Origin of the sequence: Butyricicoccus sp. OF10-2, from assembly GCF_003481925.1 — a bacterium.
GTDB lineage: Bacteria > Bacillota > Clostridia > Oscillospirales > Butyricicoccaceae > Agathobaculum > Agathobaculum butyriciproducens.
On the sequence record NZ_QUMC01000003.1, the window covers coordinates 23,481 to 43,599 of the forward strand.

Sequence of the window (20,119 nt, forward strand, 5' to 3'; positions counted from 1 at the left end):
TCACCGTTCCTCTCTGTTGGCGTTCTCTCTTTGCGGCTGTTTCCGGTCATGTGTATCTAGCACTCGGTTCATATCACCAATCATCACGTTGGAAACACGCCTGATCGTACTAAGCTCCTGTCTGGCGCTCTTGGCGTCCATACCGCCAAACTCCGCTGGCATTCGGTCAAAACGAAACGTCTCGCAGGACAGCTGATTTTTCCGACACAGCACATATGCCACCGAATATGCCGTAAAAGCAGGGTTACAACAGGTCAGGTTTTTCTGTTTCAGATGGACCTTTGCAATTTCCTGTGCCAGTCCGCGAAACAGCGGTTCTGCATCCGTGCCCTGACGAACGTAAATCTTGCTGTCCGCTGGCTGATACAGTACATTCACTCGTTCCGGCAGGTCATCCGAAACCTCAATTTCGCAAGGCCGATGATCAACTAGCGCATTCAGCAGCAACTTTTTATCATGGGATACCAACGTCTCATGCTTCTGCAAAGCCGTTGTCTGCGACACATCGAACACCTTTTTCACCTTGTAAGAGGTTTTTACCGTACCGTCCTGATTCGTATATTCCTGTCCGGGTTCCAGAAGGTTGATGGCGCAAACCCCTTTCTTGATGTGAACACCAGTGTTCTTCCAGGCAGCAAAGTCTGCCAGCTGCGTCGCATCCGGACACTGATGGGCAATCAGCAGCGCATTACTGGCAGAATACCGGTCAAACTGCGCCTGAATATTCAGAAACGCCTGAAACTTCTCACCGCTGCTGACTGCCGCGACCGCTGCATCGTCAATCATTTGATAGACAACTTTGCGCTCCTCACGTTTCTGTTTTGCCCATTTTTCCTTATCAAAAGGTTCAGCATTGCTGTTCTGAACCAGACCGTCATTGTTTTCCATGCTCAACGCTCCTTTCTCTTCCTGCGCTTCTTCTTTGGGGCATGATGCTCAGTCGCAGGCATTTTCTCAGCACGGTCCTTCGCTTTCTCTGCGGCCTTCGCAGCCTGCTCTGCCTTAATGTCTTTCAGTTCCTGCCGTACAGATGGCCGTACCCGTTCTCGATTAGAGATATCCCGCTCGCTTCGTTCGCTGGGCCTTGAGATAGGCTCGGACTGAGGGGATTTTGTCGTCCGAGCCTGTGCGGGGTTTGGTGTATGCCCCTCTTGCTCCTTGTCCGGTTTCTGCAACATGGAATCTACCAACTGTGCCGTTTTATCCGACTCGGCTGCGCTGCGCTCCGGTTCCGGAAATTCCTCTGCGGCTTTCTCGCGGCGGCTGCGTTCGATTTCACTCTTAACGCTGCCCATATCAACCGTTGCAAGCTGAAAACGCTCAAAAATGCGGTTGATCTTGCTTGCATCCTCCGCTCGAACCATCACATCCGTAATACCGTCATCAGCATTCCTGTCCTTCAGCACGCAGTACAGCACACCATACTTCTTGGATGCCTCGCAAAACTGCTTCAGATCAGTGTCCTTCACAGCAAAGACTTTCAGTTCTTTGCCGCTTCGCAGCATATTCGTCAGCCGCGTCTTACCCTTGGTCTTTTTCTGTTCACGCAGAATGGCATACAGAAGAACAGCGACCTGTTTCGCGCCTGCACCGGTGATTTTGGCGGCAACTTCAGCCCCTTCCAGCGACATTCTCACGACCTGTTCTGCCGCGTCGCCCGAATAACTCATGCTCATCTCGCTCCTTTCGTTCCAGTTTCTTCTGTTTATTCAGCCGTTCCAACTTCTCTCGCACTTGTTCGGAACGCTTTGCTATTTCACTACATAAAACCACCTCCTTTCGCTTCGCTCTGATCTCCGCAGTCAGGTCCTTAATCTGTGCCTTGACTGCATCATCAACACCATTTCTGCGTTTAACGCATTTCAGTTCATTTCGCAATTCATGTCGTTTTCCAACGAGTGCCTGTACCGCAGCTTCTACATTTGATTGATATGCAGATAAATCTTCACCTGTACGGATGTGGTTTCTTGCCAAAAGCCTTGTCTGCGCATCCAGTCGATCCAGTTTGGTAACATCCTCTTTCAGTAAAAAAGACACCCGCTTTACGGATGTCGGATGCTTCACCAGAATATGCAGTTCATAACAGTATCGAAAATACAGGCTTGAAGGCCTGTCACTGATCTGCGCACGTTTCCGCGCACTCGATATTTACGTGGTGCATGATGCTCTACAGCAGGAAACGGATACTGCTTTGAGATGTTGTCCAAAATACGATCTTTAATCGCATCGAGCGAATACTCCTCGCCCAGCTTGTGAAAGCGAAAATATCCTTTGGCATCCGGCGGCTTGATTGCGGGGTATTTGAGCGGCTCACCACTCTTTCCGCGCGTCTTCAGTTCATACCCCATCTCCTGCATGATGCGGATAAAATCCCGTTCCGTAGTCGATGCCCGGATTGCCCGGTTAATATCAGCGCGAATCATGCTGCGGTACGTTGGTTTGCCATTCTTTTCGGCAGACCACTGTGCGTAGTGTTTTCCTTTGCCGCTCGGCACATCAATCACAGAAATTGCATGCTCTCGACATAAGCGATCTGATATTTTTCTCATCTCGGCATAATCCGACTTCGAATTATTGAACTTATAGCCGTCTGCCCATGAAACCGAGTTGATTACAAAATGATTGTGGTAATGGCCTGTGTTGCAGTGTGTAGCAATTACAACTTCAAATCGTTCTCCCCACAATTCTTCTGCTAATTCCACTCCGATTGCATGGGCGGTTTCCGCTGTCACTTCACCTTCCGCAAAAGACTGATACCCATGGAAGCACAACCGCCCATCAGGTTTTCCCCAGTATCGTTTCGTTTCCATCATTTGCGCTGCTGCATCGTCTTCTCGGCAATTCAGGCACGAAACATATGCGCGTTCCTCCGTCTTGATTGTATCCGCCGCATATTCAATCACGTTGTCAATTGCATGAAGTGAAGCTTGTGCCACCAAAGATCTTTCCCTTGTCTTCGCCGGATTTCGCGCATAATTGATCACATGGTCCAAGCGACTCTTGACCGGCCAAATTGAAGTGACTGCCATATCAGTCTTCCGGCATCGTATATGCCGCCGTAATCATCTTCTCAACTTTGCGGTTCTCCGTCAGCGCTTCGCGCAGCTTGGGTACATCGAGCATGCCGCGCGCATTCGCCATGCGCAGGATCTGATCGATGTTGTAGCCAACGCGACGCACCTCATTGATCAGCATCGGCACGTCTGCAGAAGGCGCTTCCTTGATCTCCGCGCCATTCAGTAGGTGGCGGCAAAAGCTCTCACGGGACAGGCCGGACTTGCGAACCTTCTTGGTCAGGCTCTCCAGTTCGTCCTTGGTAAAATAGATTTCTACACGGCAATTTCTCTTACGCATATTTTTCTTCCTTTCTAATTGTCAGCATGGTATACTGTGGTCAGGAGTTGATTTTATGACTACACAGCAGTTTAATAGACGTGTTGCGGCAGTAAAGACCGCTGATGCAATTAATGCAATCGAAGGTGCACCAGTTTCTGATTATGCCCGGATGCTTTCTCTTAGCTGGGCGAAAGGCGAGATTACTGGCGAACAAATGAAATCCGCACTAATGTCTTTTCATCGAAAGATTGCATCACAGGTACACCAAAATGGCTGATTTATACTTGTATGACGATGTGCCTGTTCTCCGTAATTCGTTAGGCATTAAAGATGAGAACACACTTGATCGAATCGAGGCAGAGCAAAGTCGGGCAAACATGATGCTCCTGTACGAACGCGGTTTTCATGACTTCACCCCATCGGGTCTCTGTGAAATCCACCATTTTCTTTTTGGCGATTTATATGATTGGGCTGGCAAATACCGCATTATCAACATTGAAAAGCGTGAGCGATTGTTAGCTGGTCGCAGTGTTTGGTATAGCAATGATGAGGAAATTCCCAATGATTTGGAAAGTGCATTTTCCGCACTATACCAGCCGAATTGGGATAGTCTGACTCGTGAGCAATTTGTAAGTGCTATCAGTCGATGCTTCCCTCGTATTTGGCAGGTTCATCCTTTCCGCGAGGGCAATACTCATACCGTAGTAATGATGATGACTTTTTTTGTCGAGCAGCACGGCTATTTCATGGATCAGGAATTGCTCGCCGCCAGTGCTGGTTACGTCCGTGATTCTTTCGTCATGGCATCACTGGATCAATTATCTGAATACGAGCATTTGGAACGAATCCTCTTAGATGCTGTTCAAAGCGCACCCATTCACTATGATGTTGAAACGCTCTGCAACTCGATTTCCCCATCGTCAGACCGCTATTCCAAATATCAGAGAGAGCCCTACAAACCTCTACCACATTACAAGCGTGAAACTTGAAGAACGCAGACTGTCATTTCCCACGACAGCCTGCGTTCTCCTTTTTTATTCATTCTGTTAGAGCCAATAGGGGTCATAGGGGTTCTCGCCCCTGTCAAGCTGGATTTGCACAATCAAATCCGTTGCTTGTTAGACCGATACCGCTATGCTCTCTTACGGCAGTTCGGTATTCTGCCTTTTTCAGCGCTCCCGTTCCTTATCCGATTTGACCGGCATCGGAATTGCAAGAATCTGATCATCAATCTGCACAAATCGTTCAGGGCGCTTATACTTTTCGGTGTAGCGCTTCAGCTGTTCCTCGCTCAAACTCTTGAAGTTCTCCGTACTGCAATCGCACACAAAAAAGTTTCCCGCCACAATATCATAGATGCGATTGTCTTCATCCCGCAAGGCGCGGTTCAGCGGAAGTCCCTGCAGCTTGCCTTCCTCATTGCAGACCAGACACACAGTTTCTTCAAACGGATAGACCGCCTGAATATAACCGCTAACCGTTTTCTGCATTCCTTCTAGAGAACCATCAATCTCTGCAACACGCGCTGCCTTGCCCGGCTCCACCAGAACAACTCGCATCGTTCTCGTATCCAGTTTCTGTGTCTGTTCGGGCTCAAACTTCACAGGCTGAAAGCCAATGCTGTCACAGAAATAGAAGCCAGCATTTTCACCGTTAACAATCTCGACCACATCAGAAACCGACAGCGAGTGTCCCTGAAAATCTTCCGGGCAGTCACAGTTGAACATCTGATATACGCCTTCCAGCGTATCGACCTCAACCGCTCCCTCAAACACCTTATCGTAAATCCCACTGTTTACTTCCGAACTTCCCTGAAACTTATCAAGCTGAGAAAGTCCCAAGTACGCAACCCGGTCGTCATCTCTGCTCAAATTGATCTGATAGATTATAATGTCCATCATCGTTCTCGCTCCTTTCCATTCCGATTTACAATCTCCATTCGCAGATAATCGTTCACATCTTTTCCGGCTCGCGGCGGGCGGTTCAGGACCGTATACTTCTTATCTAAGCCGCCCATAATACTTTCCGCCGCTTGCGACCCACCCGGTCATTATCCAGATGCAGAACCACCTTCGTAATCTGCGAGTGGTCTTTCAAAAACTGCTCCAGCGCTACCGGCACTACATTCGCCCGTTTACTCGCGAACACGCCTGCCAGCGACAGATACGCGATTTTTCTCCAGTCTTTGTGATACATGATTTTCAACGATGCATAGCTCATGGCATCAATCGCGGCCTCAAAGACATGAACCTCTCTAACTGGTCTGTCATCCGCAACCAGTGCAAAGGAAAAGTGCTTATCACTGCCGGTTGCCTCACCCTTGTAATCCGTAGTCATGGAGCGCAGCGCTGCATAACGCCGGGTTCCTTTGGTATCGTATCCGACAAAAATAACATCATTGGCGTTCTCTGACTGAAACAGCAATCCGTGTTGAATGCAATATGCTATGATTTGCGGATGGATTCCTCGGCTCTTTAGATACGCCTCTGTTTTGCTTGTATTGGTGTCCAATAACGGCAAAAGCAGCTTTCTCGGGGCAGGCGGCGGTTTCTCGTAGCATATCGGCTGAACAGCCTGCCCGTTGAGCATTTTCACTGCCTCCGGGAACGACATCTCCTTCACCTTAACCAGATAATCCAGCGCCGACCGACCGCCGATATTTTGCGAAAACCAATACCACTTTCCGTTACTGATTTTCAGCGAATCATGCGTTCTGGTACAGTACGTTTCACCCGAAAAGCGCACCAACTCGCCCGGTTCATACGCTCTGAGGTATGACAGCAGATCCATCTTTCTGGCATTGGCGATTTCTTCTTTTGATACAACCGGCATTACCTCGCCTCCCAGTTCCGGTCCTTTGCCGCTTTCCGCTCTGCAAACGACTCGATCGCACCGCGCACCGTTTCCATGTAGTCGGTTTCCAGTTTGCTGAAATCCTTGAATACGTCGTCGAGCGGCCCACGCTGTTTGAGCAGTGCCATCGCCTGATCGTCCGGCAGATTCAATTCTTCCATAGACATCAGAATATCCTCGCGCACAACATACTCATAAGCATGGGAAAGAATTTCCTCTGGCGGACACTGAACGAGCCACTTGCGATATTTGTCCTGCTCACGCTCCATCTTCTGATAGAGCGCAGTATTCAGTTCCTCGTTGTTCATTTTCATCACCTTCCTAATTTCAATTCACAGCTGATACGAAAGCAGCTATGTAGGGTAGGGGAGGAGATTCCCCTACGCAAGTTCATTCAGGCTTTATGAATCACCCGTTTATATTTGGTATCCGAGTTCTCCATATATGAATTGATGATTCGGCTCTGCTCCTTGGTTTCTGCGTATGCTGTTACGGTCAGCGTCTTGCGATTCCAGTCCAGCGTATAGCTATCTGACGCAACATTGGTAATATGGTGTTTGGCAAGGTAATCCCGAAAGTCCTGCATCGCTGCCATATCATCAGACATCACCACATTGACATAGGTGCGATCCTTGGACAGCTTGTTATTGATGCCGCTGACCAAAAAGCAGCCAACACCACTGGCCACTGCTACAGTCAGCGTAGTCAACATGCTATCTGCCAGAACCACACTGCGTGTAATCCAGAAATAAAGAAAGCTGGAAAGCGCAATTGCTACGCCTGCCAGCAGACTCCGGTTTCTCTGAATCATAATCGTTTTTACGGTGCTCAAGGCGTTGTCTGCCATCTTAGCGATAAACAGCAGGCCGAGACTCATTGCTGTTGTCAAACTCTCATCTCCTCATCGTTCCATTTCGCGTTTCTTTTCTTTCGGCTCCCCCTCATCGGGTTCGCCGTCCACAATTTCATTCTCCCGCTTATCCAGATTGAGTAGAATGTTCAGTTCATCCAGTCGTGCCAGCTTGGTTTTCAGTTCATCTTCCTGCGGGAACGGCTTGTCCACTGCCGCCTTGGCATTGGACAGTTGAACCCTTGCATTATCCAGCTGTGCTTCGCACTGCCGGAGATCGCTCTCCAATCCGGCAAGCATATTATCAATGCGCTGGATATTGCCAAACAGGTCTGTACCAAGAGAAATCGGATGACTGAGCTGGCCTTTCAGATTCAGTCGATACTCCTTTGCAAAGGTGTCAAACGAGAGGATCATAGCAAAACCCCGATACGTTCCGATTGGAATCGCATCAGGGCTTGTCATGTTATGCGCCGCTGCCAGCAACGCACTGCCCGCAGCTTTCTTTTCGATATAGGTGGTTTCCTCGACTTCCATTGGAGAAAAGCCGTCCTCATTTGGCAATGTCTGCGTTTCTCGCCGTTCAATATCACTTCTATATCCGCTGATTTTCTGCTCCAGTGCTGCGATCTGATCCGGGAACACTTTTGCAATCTTATCCTCCAGCGCATATCTCTGGCTCAAATGGCTTGCTTTCAACATTTTCAACCGTTGAACCCCAATGTCCAGATCCATCTTTTCCTTGATATAGGGATTTCCGGTGCAAAGTGCTTTTACCTCAGCATACGACAGCGCGGTTTCATCAATATCTTCCGCCGACCTTGCCGGTGCTTTGGACGTCATAACCTGACCAATGAATTTCTGCTTGCCCTCAACCATCTGATAGAGGTAGCTGTCGAAGGTATTCTCCGTTACATAAGTGTAAATCTCAACTTCCGGGTTTTCATTGCCCTGCCGGATAATGCGGCCTTCGCGCTGCTGTAAATCGGACGGTCGCCACGGGCAATCGACGTGGTGCAGGGCGATAAGCTTCTTCTGCACATTCGTACCGGCACCCATTTTCTGCGTTGAGCCAATCAGCACTCGGATTTCGCCGCTGCGGACTTTGCCGAACAGTTCCTTCTTCTGCGCTTCACTGGCTGCATTATGAATATAGGCAATCTGATCTTTGGGAATACCCATATCCAGCAGTTTATCCCGAATGCCATCATAGACATTGAAATTTCCATCGTTATGCGGCGTTGACAGGTCGCAGAACACCATTTGTGTTGATTTCTGTTCCGCAGTTTTCTGCCAGATTTCAAATACATTCTTTGCACAGGCACTGACTTTGCCATTCTCATCGTTCGGCAGCATAGGTTCATCAGTCGCTGATCCAGCGCCAGCTTGCGGCCATCGTTAGTGATAAGCAGCATATTGTCTACGCTGGAATCAACCATACGATTACGCACACGCTCAGCTCGTTCCGAGAGGTCCTTTACCATTTCCACCTGATACGCCGACGGTTTCAGCACAACATTGTGATAATTTGCTTTCGGTACCGGCAGCTTGAGCATATCCGCCGTTTGAATATCCGCCGTCTGCTTAAACATCGACATCAGCTCCGGCAAGTTATAAAACCGGGCAAAGCGTGTTTTCGCTCGATACCCAGTCCCCTCCGGTGCCAGTTCAATGGCAGTAACAGTTTCGCCAAAGGTGCTTGCCCAGGCATCAAAGTGCAGCAGGTTTTTCTCTTTGAGCGTTCCATACTGAAGATATTTCTGCATCGTGTACATCTCCACCATGCTGTTGCTGATTGGAGTACCTGTCGCAAACACCGTCCCTCTGCCACCGGTAATCTCGTCCAGATAGCGAATTTTCATATACAGGTCGCTGGATTTCATCGCCTCCGTCTGACTGATACCGCCCACATTCCGCATCTTAGAGAATGCGGCGAGGTTTTTATAGTAATGTGCCTCGTCCACAAACAGCCGATCAATACCCAGTTCTTCAAAAGTTATAAGGTCATCTTTACGGCTCTGATCATTCAGCTTGTCCAGTTTTGCCTGCACCATTTTCTTCGAGCGTTCCAGCTGCTTGACTGAGAAATGGTCTCCTTTCTGTTCTTTCAGTTCGCGGATACCATCCATGATTTCATGATACTGCTGCTCCAGAATATAACGCTGCCGCTCCATGCTCATAGGAATCTTCTCAAACTGACTGTGGCCAATAATGATGGCATCAAAATCGCCGGTTGCAATTCTGCCGCAGAAGCGCTTGCGATTCTTTGTTTCAAAGTCCTTCTTTGTTGCAACCAGAATGTTGGCAGAAGGATACAACTGCAAATACTCTGCCGCCCACTGTTCCGTCAGGTGATTCGGCACAACAATCAGCGATTTTCTGCACAATCCAAGCCGTTTGCTCTCCTGAGCTGCGGCAACAATTTCGAGGTCTTCCCTGCCCCCACAACGTGTGCCAGCAGCGTATTGCCTCCGTAGAGAATGTGTGCAACTGCGTTCAACTGGTGCTGCCGCAGCTGGATTTCAGGGTTCATACCCACAAAGTTCAAATGGCTGCCATCATACTCACGAGGGCGCAATGCGTTGAACTGCTCATTGTAGAGCCTGCACAGCCGTTCTCTTCTCGGCTGGTCCTTCCAGATCCAGTCCTGAAACGCCTGCTTGATCAGTTCCTGCTTGCCTTGTGCGATTGCAGTTTCCTTCTTATTCAGGACAGGCACTCGCTTGCCGTTTTCGTCCTCGATATAGTCAAACACCCGCACATCTCGCAGATTCAGCGTTTCCTCAATGATTTTATAGGCATTCACGCGATCTGTACCATAGGTGCTGGTCGCGTTGATATTGCTGCGGTCATAGGACTTGCCCTCTACATTCCACCCGCCGGTGTAGCGGGAATAATGCACCTTCACTTTCCACTGTGCGTAATACGGCGTGTCCAGCAGCTGATACATGAATTCCTGCACCACATCTTCCGGAAGCCATGTTGCGCCAAGACGAACAGAAATCTCGCTTGCAGTCAGGTCCGTTGGCTGAACTTCTTCCAACGAGGTCACATTCGCTGCAAATACCGGCTCACTTTCTACCAGTTTCCGCGCCTCCGCCAGTTTTTCACGCACATTGCCCGAAAGGTACTCATCTGCGGTCAGGTATTTCGCCTGAGTGCAGTTCTCCTCATAGAGCGGATTCCGAAAAATGACACCACTGAGATCTGCAAATACTTCTTCTTCCGTTTTACCTGTCAGCTGCATCATATACGGCATATCCACCTTTGCCTTTTCGCCCATAGAAACTGCCAGAGCTTCCGAGGCGGTATCAACGCTGGTAATCTCCGTGTGCTGCCGGATTGTGCGCTTGCTGAATATATCTGCCTTGCGCACGAAGTTTCCCTCGTCATCCAGCACTTCCAAGGAAGAAAGCAAGCAGAAGGAACTGTCATCAGCAAAAACAGATTTGTTTGCTCTGGTATTGATGCGCCCATACTTCTTCTCAAATGCATCGTACAGGGCATTCAACTCACCCTGTTCCTGCTGAATCATCGCATCTGGATAATCCTCCGTCTGATATTCGATCAGCTTGCGGACACACTCACGGATAGCAACCAGCCCTTTGACCCGATTTACGCCGGTTACAGACAATTCAACCGGGCGCATAATGCTGTTTTCCCGATAATAAATTTCGCCGTCCACAACGGTAAAACTGAAATTGCGTACAGCTGGGTCAGCCGGGATAGAGCGATCTTCCTCTTCACTTTCTGGGTCATCGACTTCATATTCCATCACAGACCCGTTGATATTCTGAATTGCATCCGTCAAGAGTTCTTCCAGACTGCTGCCGTCAATCGGAAGGCAGGCTGTTTCCGGACCGTAGGGTCCGCTCACTTCCTGCATGATTCCAAGCACCATATTCGGATTATCTACAAAGTACTGATTCACGGGCAAACCATTTGCATCAACGCCAAGGCTAACCCATGCCGGCAGCTGATCGATCATGCGGTCACGCTTTTGGAGAATTAGGATGTCTGAGGTGACTTCTGTTCCCGCTGCATCCTTGAACGTATTATTGGGCAGTCGGATTGCTCCCAGCAGCTCCGCACGCTGTGCAAGATATTTGCGTACAGACGGATTTTCCTTATCCATCGTGCCTTTGCTGGTAATGAACGCGATAATACCGCCGGGCCGCACCTTATCCATGGTGCGGGCGAAGAAATAGTCATGGATCAGGAAGTTATACTTGTCATACCGCTTGTCCGCAATCTTAAAAGTGCCAAACGGCACATTGCCAATGGCGGCATCAAAAAAGCTGTCCGGCAGATCTGTTTTCTCAAACCCGCGAACAGCGATGGAAGATTTCTGATAAAGCTGCTGCGCGATGCGTCCGCTGATGCTGTCCAGCTCCACACCGTAAATTTTTGAGTCTGCAAGATGATCCGGACGCATACCGATAAAATTGCCAATGCCGCAGGATGGCTCCAGAATATTACCGTGCTGGAATCCAAGCCGTTCCAAAACCTGATACATTGACCGAATCACAACCGGCGGCGTGTAGAACGCTGTCAGCGTTGATTCCCGCGCGGCTTCGTACTCGTCATCGGATAGCAGTGCTTTCAACTCGGCATAATGGCTGTTGCGCTCATCGAAACAGTCTGACAGCCCACCCCAGCCAACGTATTGAGCAAGTTCTTCCTGCTCCTGTGGCGTTGCCAGCCGGTGTTCGGCCTCCACTTTTTTCAGCGTGGTAATGGCACGGATATTTCGTGCATATCGCTCCCTCGGCGTTCCGACACCCAGCATATCATTGGAAATATGGTACTCTGCGCGTTCTGCATCCGGAATTTCCGGCAGCAGTGTCAGCGGTGCCGCTATCTCCTTTTTCCTTGCAGCTGGTGTTGTAAGCAGAGTTCCCTTCGGTTGCTCTGGCTTCTGGCGCTGTGCGGCATACTCGTTTTCACCAAAGGCAATGAGTTCATCGAATGTCATATTTGCAAGGGACTCATTCAGGTCACCCAAATCCGCAAACTGAATCCGGGCAATTTCTTCATTGTCCACCGCATAAAGCATACGACTGTTCTCAAGATCTACATCCACCTGAATACTATGCTCGCCGTCACCCGTTGTGCTGTACGCCAGCGGCACTGCGGTCAAGTCGCTGAAATCCGCTTCCTCCTCAAAACTCTCCAACGCGTAAAGGTTGACCATGCGTATGCTTTCGTTCAGCAGATATTCTCTATGCCCCTCTGCGTAGTCCACAACTGCAAAGCCTTTTGGCGGTGTTCCCAGGTCTGCAAGAAAATCCTGTGAAATGGTATTGCCGTTTGGGTCACGATACAAGGTAATGGTAAACGGCGCACCTATATCCGCGTCCTCTTTGATCTGCTCGACAAGCTGGGTTTCGTCATCATATTCCACCTGTTCCCCGACGTGTCCGTTCGAGTCCAGATAGTCCAATCGACCAACAGCCAGCGGTTTTACATCTGCTGTTTGTTCGCCACTGCTTTCTTTCGGCTGGTCATTCATAGGATTCTCTGCAATGCGCCGGTCAAAATCACTGCGGCTCAGTTCTTCGTTGAACAACGGATACTCCGGGTCATACAGCCGTACCGAATGATCATCGATTGCAAGGATTTCATATTCCTTGATACCCAGATAGACCTTATCTCCCAGCGAGTAATGCCTCTGTACCAGTTCTTCATCATTGATTACGACGGCAGTTGGTTGCTCCGTGTTCTGTTCAGTCTGTTCCGCACGGATTTGCTCAATTTCCGCCTTGCTCAGATACCGTCCCAGTGCAATCAGCTCACCAATGCGCTTCTCAACAGTTTTCCATGGCAGGTTGACCGCCTTGCTGCCGTCATCGCGCAGTTTGCCGATATACAGTCCATTGGAATCATATTGCAGCCAGTAGTTTGAACCGGGAATGGCATTTGAATGTTCGCCTATACCGTATTCCCGCCTCAGAAACTGAACATTGGCTTCCCTGCCTTCCTGCTTCTGATACTGCTGATAGATGTGCCGTTTTCCGTGTTCAAAACCGCTTCCGCTGCTGAGTACATAGTCAATGGCCTCCTGCGGCATGACAAAAGCCGAGTCTTTTTTCGACTCGGCTTCATCAATCAGTGATAGCTGTTCATTTTCACTGGGCAAAAGTGCTTCATCTGGCGAGAGCCACTCATGCAGCACGATCATTCCGGTAATATGGTCTGCAACCGTGCTCCACTTCATAATCACTCTCTGCTCCGGGTCATTTGCCGAACCTCGCCACATCATAAGCCCCGTATCATAGGCTCGGTAGCCTGCCCGCTGACCGTTGCTCAGTATCGTTTCGGTGAACGTGTTATCAAAGAACGTTTTGATAAAATCTGCACGTTCATTATTGTCCTCATGGTCAGCAAAAAATGAAGCGATTTCTGTTCGATGGTCTTTCAGCGCATCACTGGTACGCAGCAGTTCATTCTTTTCCTCATCGGAGTGGTAATACGGCACCTTGGAGTCCTTGTACCACTCATCGTGAAAGACCTCCAGTCCGGTCAGACCAACGGCCTGCATCATGGCAGCGCCAGTATCTCGCGTTACCGGTACACCAGTTCCGTCAGCACGATCTCCTCCGCTGCTGCCCGAATATTGTTCATCAATCCGACCCACCTCATCTGGTTCTCCGCTTTCAGGCTCTCGCTCACGCCCTCCTGCTTCGCCATCTGCGCGGTCAGCGTTTCCATCATCTCGTTCGCCTGCCGGTCGATCTCCTCCAAATGCGGATTCAGCTTGCCGGTCAGCAGCATCGCCGTGTACGTCCCGTTCCGGTTCTCCCTCAGAAACTTCCGCCGCAGCATTCCATACTTCCCAGTTTTCGGTGCCTCCGGCACGATCAGATCCGGCAAGTAATACTCGCCCTCTTTGTGATAAGTCAATTCCATATTCAACGCTCCCTTCTGTTATTGCTGTTCTGCTCACATCATACCGGCTGTCCGAAGAAACCTCAAATGTGCGATTTTGTTTTCGTTCTTCGCGCTGCAAGTCCTGTACAATAAATGCGATATCGCGGAGCAGAACCTCAGACATATCACTGACTGCTGCGCCCAGAATAGAAATAACATTCGGCGTATTAAAATTGCAGACTTTGTCCAGAGAATTTCCGAAATATGCTCTGCCCGGAAGTCCACAACGGATATGCAGCATATAGCCGACACTGTAACCGAGTGCGGTCAGCATTTGTAGGCGTGTATTGTCCTCGTCCAGCTTTTCCAGCAGGCTGCCCGCTTTTGCCTCCATCAGCTCTGCCAGATAATCCTGATAATTATCATTAACGAATGTGACTGCCACATTGAGCAGGCAATCCTCCAGTGACTCTTGGGCATCAACCTCATATCGTTCTGCCAACACATTTTTGACTGGCTCAATGAATCTCTGTTCTATCTTCCAGATGGGAACTTCTTTGCCTACTCTGCTGTTGGTATCGGATACATCAAACACATGACGCAGCTTATACGGTGCATCCGTATCGACCAGCAGCGCAATGCCTTTGGTATTACGGTTGACCCAGCGGCCATGCTTATTCCACCAGCTGACTTCGGCGCAGGCTGTCGCATCAGGCTTCTGTGCGAAAATCAGCAGCTGCTCCTGAAACGAATATTTGAAATTATTCGCCGCAGTGGTCAAAAAGTCCATATAGTGATCCGTATTCACTGTCAAAGTCCGCAGATGTTCCGCCTCCATCTCCGTGATCACCTGATACTTGTTCGGCATCTCGTTCACCTCCTCCATCATCAATCTGAATTGTCACCTCAATGGGAAGCGGCAGCTCTCCCAAAAGCGAAGAATACAGCAGTCCTGTCCGGGCATTGGATATTTTCGTCACCAGTCCAGTCAAACGAAAGACTGTTGCATTCACTTCTTCCTGATTTGCTGCAAAGTAGTATCCGCTCCGGTCACTGCAAATAGGAACGCCATCCTGACGCAAGCGATTGATCTTGCGGCGCAGACTACGCCCATTCACAGAAAAAAGCTGCTCCAGCTCAGTGCTTGGAACAGCCTTTCCTTTTCCGGTATGATATTTTTTCAGATACACGCACAGTGCTGCGTTCTTATCCATACGCTCCTCCTTCCTCATCGCGCATCCCTTTGCACACTTGACAGGCTCTGTTTCGGGAAGTCCCATCCGTAGACCTTGCCGATCTCATCGCCCAGCCGTCGGGTTACGCGCGTAATATCCGCTCTTGTTGCGGTGCCGCGATAAATTTTCTCTTTCAGATTCTCGATCTGCGCATCGCTGACGCCATTCTTATAGGTGCGATAGAGATAATGGTTGGTACCGTCATGGTGGACCGCATCACAGCGCATATCACCCAGCTTGTCAACATACCAGGTCACATAGTCGCACTCCGAGGACAGGCAGTCCTTGATGTTGCCGCTCTTGATTTCCTTATAGCCGCTGTAACGTCCATTCCAAAGGCCAAGATCGACAATCACCAGAATCGGCTTGTCCAGCTGAATATCGAGGTTCATGCGTTCATCGTCCAGATATTCGCCATTCCGTTCATACATCTTTTCCTCTCGTTCCTGTTCGGAAAGTTCCGGATACTCTGCCTCCAGATCCTCACGCCAATCCTCGTAATCTAACGAGTAGTTACTCCAAATCAGATACTTCGGCTCTGTCATCGTGCATCACCCCGATCCTTTGGGCGGCTGCGTGTATTTCGTGTGGAGTTCTCCATCGTGTCCAGCGGCAGCACAGTATTATGGCAGCGTTCCATCTGTTCGGCAAACTGGCAGATATGAAATAGCGAGTCCCAGCCGGAACCGACTTCCACATGGTAATCGTCGATGTACCTGCAAACCTTGTCTATATGGGTCCCGTCCTCCCGCAAGATACGAATTTTCCCGCCGTCCGGTATCCGAAACAACTCCGTATAATTCGATGTGATAAATCGAATACCCTTTTCCGCCTGTTTCAGATGATGGTCAAGGAATTCTCTCTGGTAGCAATAGCAGTAAACCGTGTACATTCCCTTCTGGGGATTCAGGCGCAGGAGATAGGAATAATCTTTCGTATCCGCGCGAAACGCAAAATCCTGACTGGAAAGGTCAATCGCACTGTCGATCTGACGGTAACAGTACGCTGAAACCGCCGCTCTGCTTTTCAGAAAACCATCTTCTTCCCTCAACTGCCGGATCACCTGATTAAACTCGGCATCAAACTCCGGTGTCAACAGCCTCTCGCAATGGCTGGTCCAGTTGTGAAAGAACTGCTCGCCGCTGTCACCCATATCTGCCCGCAAATGACCGATGTAGCCGGTCTGCCCCATAATCTGGTCAGACTGCGTGTAGCAGTACATCTGCTCCGCTTTGGTCGCAGGTCTTACTTCAACATTCATCGTCTGTCCTCCTCATTTATGTGATTTCATACGCTGTTTGCAGTGTATGTACCCGCACCTTTGTGCTTGTGCAGTTCTGACTCTATACTGTGATTATCAATATGAATTGGAGGTATTCCCATGAAACGCATTACATACTTTCTCTCCGGTGCATTGGCGGCGCTGCTGATCAGTTCCGCAACTGTTTCCGCTTTTGCATCCAGCGGTCTTATCACACTTAATGTCCAGCCGGCACAGGTCATGGTCAACGGCAAGATCTTTCAGCCTAAAGATGCCCAAGGCCGTGATGCTCTTGTTTTCACTTACAACGGCACGACCTATGCACCAGTTCGTGCGCTGGCGGAAGCTTACGAGTTGACCGTCGGTTATGATGCCGCACGGAATATGGCCACCGTCAGCAGTGCTGCCCAGGCTGCCAATCACAATGGCAGTTTTCCCGCTCAGTGGACGGTCACGGAAAAGCCGGTCACACGATACGGTAACGAGCATATCTTTACCGCCGTTTATTCCGGATCACTTTCCATGAACGATTTCAAAAGCTGGTGGAAGTCGATGAATGGTGCCGATCTGAAAGCACAGGCAGAACAGATGGCTCTGGATGCGCAGTCTTTGACCAATGGTTCTGAAATTACCATGTACTTCAGCTTCGGTTCTTATAATCTCGGCACTGCCTTTGCACAGTCCGGCTGCACATTCAGCAACTTCGACCCTGCCGCTGTCTGGATCAAATAACTCTCATGGCAACACCCTGTCCGCTATGGACAGGGTGTTGTTCTACTCTCTCCACCAGTGCCACAGCAGCGCGCCAATAATCGCTGCTGCTGTGCCGCAGATTACACGCTTTCTCATTTTCAACCCTCCTTCTGGATAAAAGAACATCGGCCATTGCACAAGCAGCAGCCGATGTATGTAAGTCTATTCACTTTTCAGCCCAGTTTGACCAGCAGTTCATCAACCGGATCGGTAATATGTCCCTGCGCCAGCAGCTTATTTCTCCAGATGAGCAGATATCTCCGGAGCATCTGCAATTCCTTATATGTGATCTCCAGTTGAACTGTATTCTCTCGTTTGAACATTTGCAAGCACTCCTTTCTCTTGACTTCATCATATATGCCGTAAGAAGTGTTTGCAAATATGCAAACGGTATGTATGTGGCCTGTCGATTGACAGACCACTGGAAAGCCTTACTTGTACCAGCTTTCCTCAGTGCCCAGAATGGCATTGTGTGTGTTTGCTGCTTCCAGAATATCGCTGTATGCCCAGTAACGGCGGCTAACATCCGGGAAGGTATTCAGCTTCCGCAGATTATCGCTGACATAATCCAGATCCGCTTCGCGGCCAAGCAGACGGTTCACAATCGTTACAACCTCTGCGCGGGTAATCTGACGGTCAGCGCGGAACGAACCGTCCCCATAGCCGGTGATCCAGCCATGCTTTGCAGCGGCCTTGATATACTCTGCCGCCCAGTAGCCGTCGCTCACATCATCAAAGCTCTTGAACTGCTCCATGATTTCAGCATCACCATCGCCGTACACATCAAAGAAGCGGACCGCCATAGTTGTAAACTCGGCACGGGTAATCTGCTCGTCCGGCGCAAAAATAGTCTTGCTGTGGCCATAGGTCACACCGTTGTTGTTCAGGTATTTCACATAGCCGCTGTACCATGCATACGCAGGCACATCACTGAACTTGGTCTTTGCCACAGGGGAAATGTTGTCCCCATTCTTATCTGCCAGCAGTCGTGCAAAAATCGCCGCTGCTTCGCTTCGGGTCATGTTGCGTTCCGGTCCGAACGTACCGTCCGTATAGCCAACGACATAAGCGCTGTGATGTTCCGTTTTCTCGACTTCGGGAACCGTAACCTCACCGTTCTTATCAGTCTTGCCGGTGGCCTTATCGCCAGATCGTTCTTCACGATCACATTGATATTCTTCTGCGGCACCTTCTTCGGGTCGGTTACAATCACCGTCACCTGATGCTTGCCGTCCATATCAACGCCCTTGGGCAGTTCAACCGTAATGTTGCCTGTCTTGCCAATGGATACCTCAGAACCCTGAATCGGACGTCCGGTGTCAGTGTGAACCACCTTGATCGTCAGCGTCCATCGGTCACGATCTGCATCCTCATAACCCTCCGTAACCTTGCCATCCTCGTTGGTCTTTCCGTTTTCAATGGGAACCGTAATCTGACCGGCCTTGCCGGTCTGATCTGCTGCATAGTTATCATTTTTGTCGGTCACAGCGATACGCATACCCTGAACGGCGCTCTTATCCTTTACCAGCTGTACCAGAACAGTGGTCTGGTCATCATAGTCTAGCAGTCTGCTGTTCGGCAGACGGATGGAAATGCTGTTGTCCTTGTTCAGCACCACGGACGCATTGGAAACAGGCGTTTTATCCTCCGTATCCGTTACCGTCACCAGATAACCGCCCACAACAGCCTGGCCCTTGCTGTCAGTCGTACCGCTGTTGTAGATTTTCTCGATTGGCTGCGTATCCAGCTTTTCGCCGCACTCAGTACACTCCTTGTGCTTGCTGCCTTCGGAGTCCGCAGTAGGCTGCTTGTCGATGATCCAGTCACCCGGCTTGTGACCGGTTGCCTTGGTATATTCGGTCTTGCTGGAATCGCCGCAGCGAGTACAGGTCTTCATGGTGTAACCCATCTCCGTGCAAGTCGGCTTAGTGATTTCGGTCTTATAGTCATGGCCCAGTGCCTTATTCAGAACCGCACCGCATTTTGTACAAAGCTGAGGCTCCGTACAGGTAGCCGCAGAACCGGGAACATGACCGGCAGCAGCATTTCCCTCGATTTTGTGCTCATCGCAGCGAACGCAGTGATATTCCATCACGCCCTCACCGGTACAGGTCGCATTCGTCACCAGAGTACCCTTGTCCCAGCTATGGCCGAGCGGTTCCGTATAATCTGTTACGAATGCACTGCCGCAGCCATCGCAGCGATGAATGGTCTTGCCGCCATATTCACAGGTGGCGGGAATCACATGGTCTTCGTACTTGTGTGCCAGAGTCGCAGTAATATCTTCGATGTGCCGCTCTCCGCAAATCGAGCACTCACGAACGGTATAGCCGGGATTGGTGCAGGTAGCCGCAACCGAATGGGTTTCAAACTTGTGCTCACCCTTGGACGTTGCCGTTTCTTTCATTTCACCACAGCGAGAGCAGATTTCCAGCAGCTTGCCTTCCGTTTCGCAGGTGGCTTCGCGAATCTTTACACTCTGCCATGCATGCCCCAGAGAATCTACATAATCGCGCTTTTCGATCTTTCCACAGGCTGTGCATAAATAGCGATCATAACCCAGCGTCTTGCAGCCGGCCTTTACGGAATCCAGCAGCGTGAAATGATGCTTTTCTCCGCAACCTTTATCGGTGCAGCAGTTGCCGCCGCAGTTTTTATCCTCGCAGCCGCAGTTCGGGTCAGAGCAGCCGCAGCTGCACTTACCGTCGTCCTTAGTGGTTTCATCATGCAGCCAAACGTTTGCTACACCGTTCTCGGTCATCTCTACGCCCTGATAGGTGTAGGTAATCTGGTAATACACATCGTACTGTCCCTTGTCGGTATAGTTCGGCGCGCTGGTCATCGTGCAGCTGTCTGCGCTGTCGCCATAGCGGATTTCCGAACGCACACCAGCATCAGAAAGGTCTGTCACGCTGATGGTGTGCGGTGCTCCGTCCACAACACCGTAGTAGCTGGCAACAA

Annotated in this window: 17 protein-coding genes and 1 pseudogene; 3 read left to right on the forward strand and 15 right to left on the reverse strand. The window is 50.0% G+C overall.

Annotated features, from left to right (window positions below):
• Genes DXB00_RS02690 through DXB00_RS02705 form a run of 5 tightly spaced genes read right to left on the reverse strand, consistent with a single transcriptional unit; the run spans position 1 to position 3,354 of the window.
• Entirely contained in the window at positions 1-888 is an 888-nt protein-coding gene (locus DXB00_RS02690) for an ArdC-like ssDNA-binding domain-containing protein (RefSeq protein WP_243022613.1), read from the reverse strand.
• A 2-nt stretch (positions 889-890) separates the two neighbouring features.
• Entirely contained in the window at positions 891-1,670 is a 780-nt protein-coding gene (locus tag DXB00_RS02695; protein WP_110436363.1) for a PcfB family protein, read from the reverse strand.
• The gene (locus DXB00_RS16935; protein ID WP_243023503.1) at positions 1,612-2,064 is read right to left on the reverse strand and encodes a DUF1682 domain-containing protein; all 453 of its coding nucleotides are present in this window, start codon (positions 2,062-2,064) and stop codon (positions 1,612-1,614) included. The genes DXB00_RS02695 and DXB00_RS16935 overlap by 59 nt, the downstream gene beginning before the upstream one ends.
• A complete protein-coding gene (locus tag DXB00_RS02700) occupies positions 2,061-3,029 on the reverse strand; it encodes a relaxase/mobilization nuclease domain-containing protein (RefSeq protein ID WP_243107141.1) in 969 nt (322 codons plus the stop codon). Before DXB00_RS02700 ends, DXB00_RS16935 begins: the two co-directional genes overlap by 4 nt.
• A 1-nt stretch (position 3,030) precedes the next feature.
• Positions 3,031-3,354, reverse strand: coding sequence for a plasmid mobilization protein (locus DXB00_RS02705; protein ID WP_118285596.1), 324 nt, complete (start codon positions 3,352-3,354; stop codon positions 3,031-3,033).
• Positions 3,355-3,409: 55 nt separating this feature from the next.
• Here DXB00_RS02705 and DXB00_RS02710 point away from each other — a divergent pair, with 55 nt between their 5' ends.
• A complete protein-coding gene (locus DXB00_RS02710; RefSeq protein ID WP_110436360.1) occupies positions 3,410-3,613 on the forward strand; it encodes an antitoxin VbhA family protein in 204 nt (67 codons plus the stop codon).
• Positions 3,606-4,325, forward strand: a complete 720-nt coding sequence (locus DXB00_RS02715) for a Fic/DOC family protein (protein WP_110436359.1) — start codon at positions 3,606-3,608, stop codon at positions 4,323-4,325. Before DXB00_RS02710 ends, DXB00_RS02715 begins: the two co-directional genes overlap by 8 nt.
• Before the next feature lie 180 nt (positions 4,326-4,505).
• On the opposite strand, the gene DXB00_RS02720 is transcribed toward DXB00_RS02715, so the two are convergent.
• The 8 genes and pseudogenes from DXB00_RS02720 to DXB00_RS02760 form a co-directional block, all read right to left on the reverse strand.
• On the reverse strand, positions 4,506-5,237 hold the full coding sequence (locus DXB00_RS02720) for a DUF3846 domain-containing protein (protein ID WP_118285597.1): 732 nt from the start codon (positions 5,235-5,237) through the stop codon (positions 4,506-4,508).
• 103 nt (positions 5,238-5,340) lie between these two features.
• The gene (locus tag DXB00_RS02725; RefSeq protein ID WP_330427910.1) at positions 5,341-6,168 is read right to left on the reverse strand and encodes a DUF3991 domain-containing protein; all 828 of its coding nucleotides are present in this window, start codon (positions 6,166-6,168) and stop codon (positions 5,341-5,343) included.
• Positions 6,168-6,497 (reverse strand): DUF3848 domain-containing protein, encoded by a 330-nt coding sequence (locus DXB00_RS02730; RefSeq protein ID WP_118285599.1) that lies wholly within the window; start codon positions 6,495-6,497, stop codon positions 6,168-6,170. Before DXB00_RS02730 ends, DXB00_RS02725 begins: the two co-directional genes overlap by 1 nt.
• An 86-nt stretch (positions 6,498-6,583) precedes the next feature.
• Positions 6,584-7,078, reverse strand: a complete 495-nt coding sequence (locus DXB00_RS02735; RefSeq protein ID WP_118285600.1) for a hypothetical protein — start codon at positions 7,076-7,078, stop codon at positions 6,584-6,586.
• Positions 7,079-7,090: 12 nt separating this feature from the next.
• A pseudogene (locus tag DXB00_RS02740) lies at positions 7,091-12,551 on the reverse strand (helicase-related protein).
• Positions 12,552-14,670: 2,119 nt separating this feature from the next.
• On the reverse strand, positions 14,671-15,123 hold the full coding sequence (locus DXB00_RS02750; RefSeq protein WP_119214483.1) for an HTH domain-containing protein: 453 nt from the start codon (positions 15,121-15,123) through the stop codon (positions 14,671-14,673).
• A 14-nt stretch (positions 15,124-15,137) separates the two neighbouring features.
• On the reverse strand, positions 15,138-15,689 hold the full coding sequence (locus DXB00_RS02755; protein ID WP_119214484.1) for a hypothetical protein: 552 nt from the start codon (positions 15,687-15,689) through the stop codon (positions 15,138-15,140).
• Positions 15,686-16,405 carry a hypothetical protein gene (locus tag DXB00_RS02760; protein WP_199697247.1) on the reverse strand — a complete coding sequence of 240 codons (720 nt, stop codon included), beginning with the start codon at positions 16,403-16,405 and terminating at the stop codon, positions 15,686-15,688. Before DXB00_RS02760 ends, DXB00_RS02755 begins: the two co-directional genes overlap by 4 nt.
• A 120-nt stretch (positions 16,406-16,525) precedes the next feature.
• On the opposite strand from DXB00_RS02760, the gene DXB00_RS02765 reads away from it, so the two are divergent.
• Positions 16,526-17,137: a stalk domain-containing protein gene (locus tag DXB00_RS02765; RefSeq protein WP_119214485.1), complete on the forward strand. Its 612-nt coding sequence runs from the start codon at positions 16,526-16,528 to the stop codon at positions 17,135-17,137.
• A 194-nt stretch (positions 17,138-17,331) separates the two neighbouring features.
• On the opposite strand, the gene DXB00_RS16595 is transcribed toward DXB00_RS02765, so the two are convergent.
• On the reverse strand, positions 17,332-17,481 hold the full coding sequence (locus DXB00_RS16595) for a hypothetical protein (RefSeq protein WP_199677249.1): 150 nt from the start codon (positions 17,479-17,481) through the stop codon (positions 17,332-17,334).
• A gap of 108 nt (positions 17,482-17,589) precedes the next feature.
• Positions 17,590-18,180, reverse strand: coding sequence for an S-layer homology domain-containing protein (locus tag DXB00_RS16940; RefSeq protein WP_243107142.1), 591 nt, complete (start codon positions 18,178-18,180; stop codon positions 17,590-17,592).
• Between the last annotated feature and the right edge of the window lie 1,939 nt (positions 18,181-20,119).

Bases quoted from the DNA above. Each gene is read 5' to 3' on its own strand.
- DXB00_RS02690 (WP_243022613.1), bottom strand. From the start codon at position 888: ATGGAAAACAATGACGGTCTGGTTCAGAACAGCAATGCTGAACCTTTT.
- DXB00_RS02695 (WP_110436363.1), bottom strand. From the start codon at position 1,670: ATGAGTTATTCGGGCGACGCGGCAGAACAGGTCGTGAGAATGTCGCTG.
- DXB00_RS02700 (WP_243107141.1), bottom strand. From the start codon at position 3,029: ATGGCAGTCACTTCAATTTGGCCGGTCAAGAGTCGCTTGGACCATGTG.
- DXB00_RS02705 (WP_118285596.1), bottom strand. From the start codon at position 3,354: ATGCGTAAGAGAAATTGCCGTGTAGAAATCTATTTTACCAAGGACGAA.
- DXB00_RS02710 (WP_110436360.1), top strand. From the start codon at position 3,410: ATGACTACACAGCAGTTTAATAGACGTGTTGCGGCAGTAAAGACCGCT.
- DXB00_RS02715 (WP_110436359.1), top strand. From the start codon at position 3,606: ATGGCTGATTTATACTTGTATGACGATGTGCCTGTTCTCCGTAATTCG.
- DXB00_RS02720 (WP_118285597.1), bottom strand. From the start codon at position 5,237: ATGATGGACATTATAATCTATCAGATCAATTTGAGCAGAGATGACGAC.
- DXB00_RS02725 (WP_330427910.1), bottom strand. From the start codon at position 6,168: ATGCCGGTTGTATCAAAAGAAGAAATCGCCAATGCCAGAAAGATGGAT.
- DXB00_RS02730 (WP_118285599.1), bottom strand. From the start codon at position 6,497: ATGAACAACGAGGAACTGAATACTGCGCTCTATCAGAAGATGGAGCGT.
- DXB00_RS02750 (WP_119214483.1), bottom strand. From the start codon at position 15,123: ATGGATAAGAACGCAGCACTGTGCGTGTATCTGAAAAAATATCATACC.
- DXB00_RS02755 (WP_119214484.1), bottom strand. From the start codon at position 15,689: ATGACAGAGCCGAAGTATCTGATTTGGAGTAACTACTCGTTAGATTAC.
- DXB00_RS02760 (WP_199697247.1), bottom strand. From the start codon at position 16,405: ATGAATGTTGAAGTAAGACCTGCGACCAAAGCGGAGCAGATGTACTGC.
- DXB00_RS02765 (WP_119214485.1), top strand. From the start codon at position 16,526: ATGAAACGCATTACATACTTTCTCTCCGGTGCATTGGCGGCGCTGCTG.
- DXB00_RS16595 (WP_199677249.1), bottom strand. From the start codon at position 17,481: ATGTTCAAACGAGAGAATACAGTTCAACTGGAGATCACATATAAGGAA.
- DXB00_RS16940 (WP_243107142.1), bottom strand. From the start codon at position 18,180: ATGACCCGAAGCGAAGCAGCGGCGATTTTTGCACGACTGCTGGCAGAT.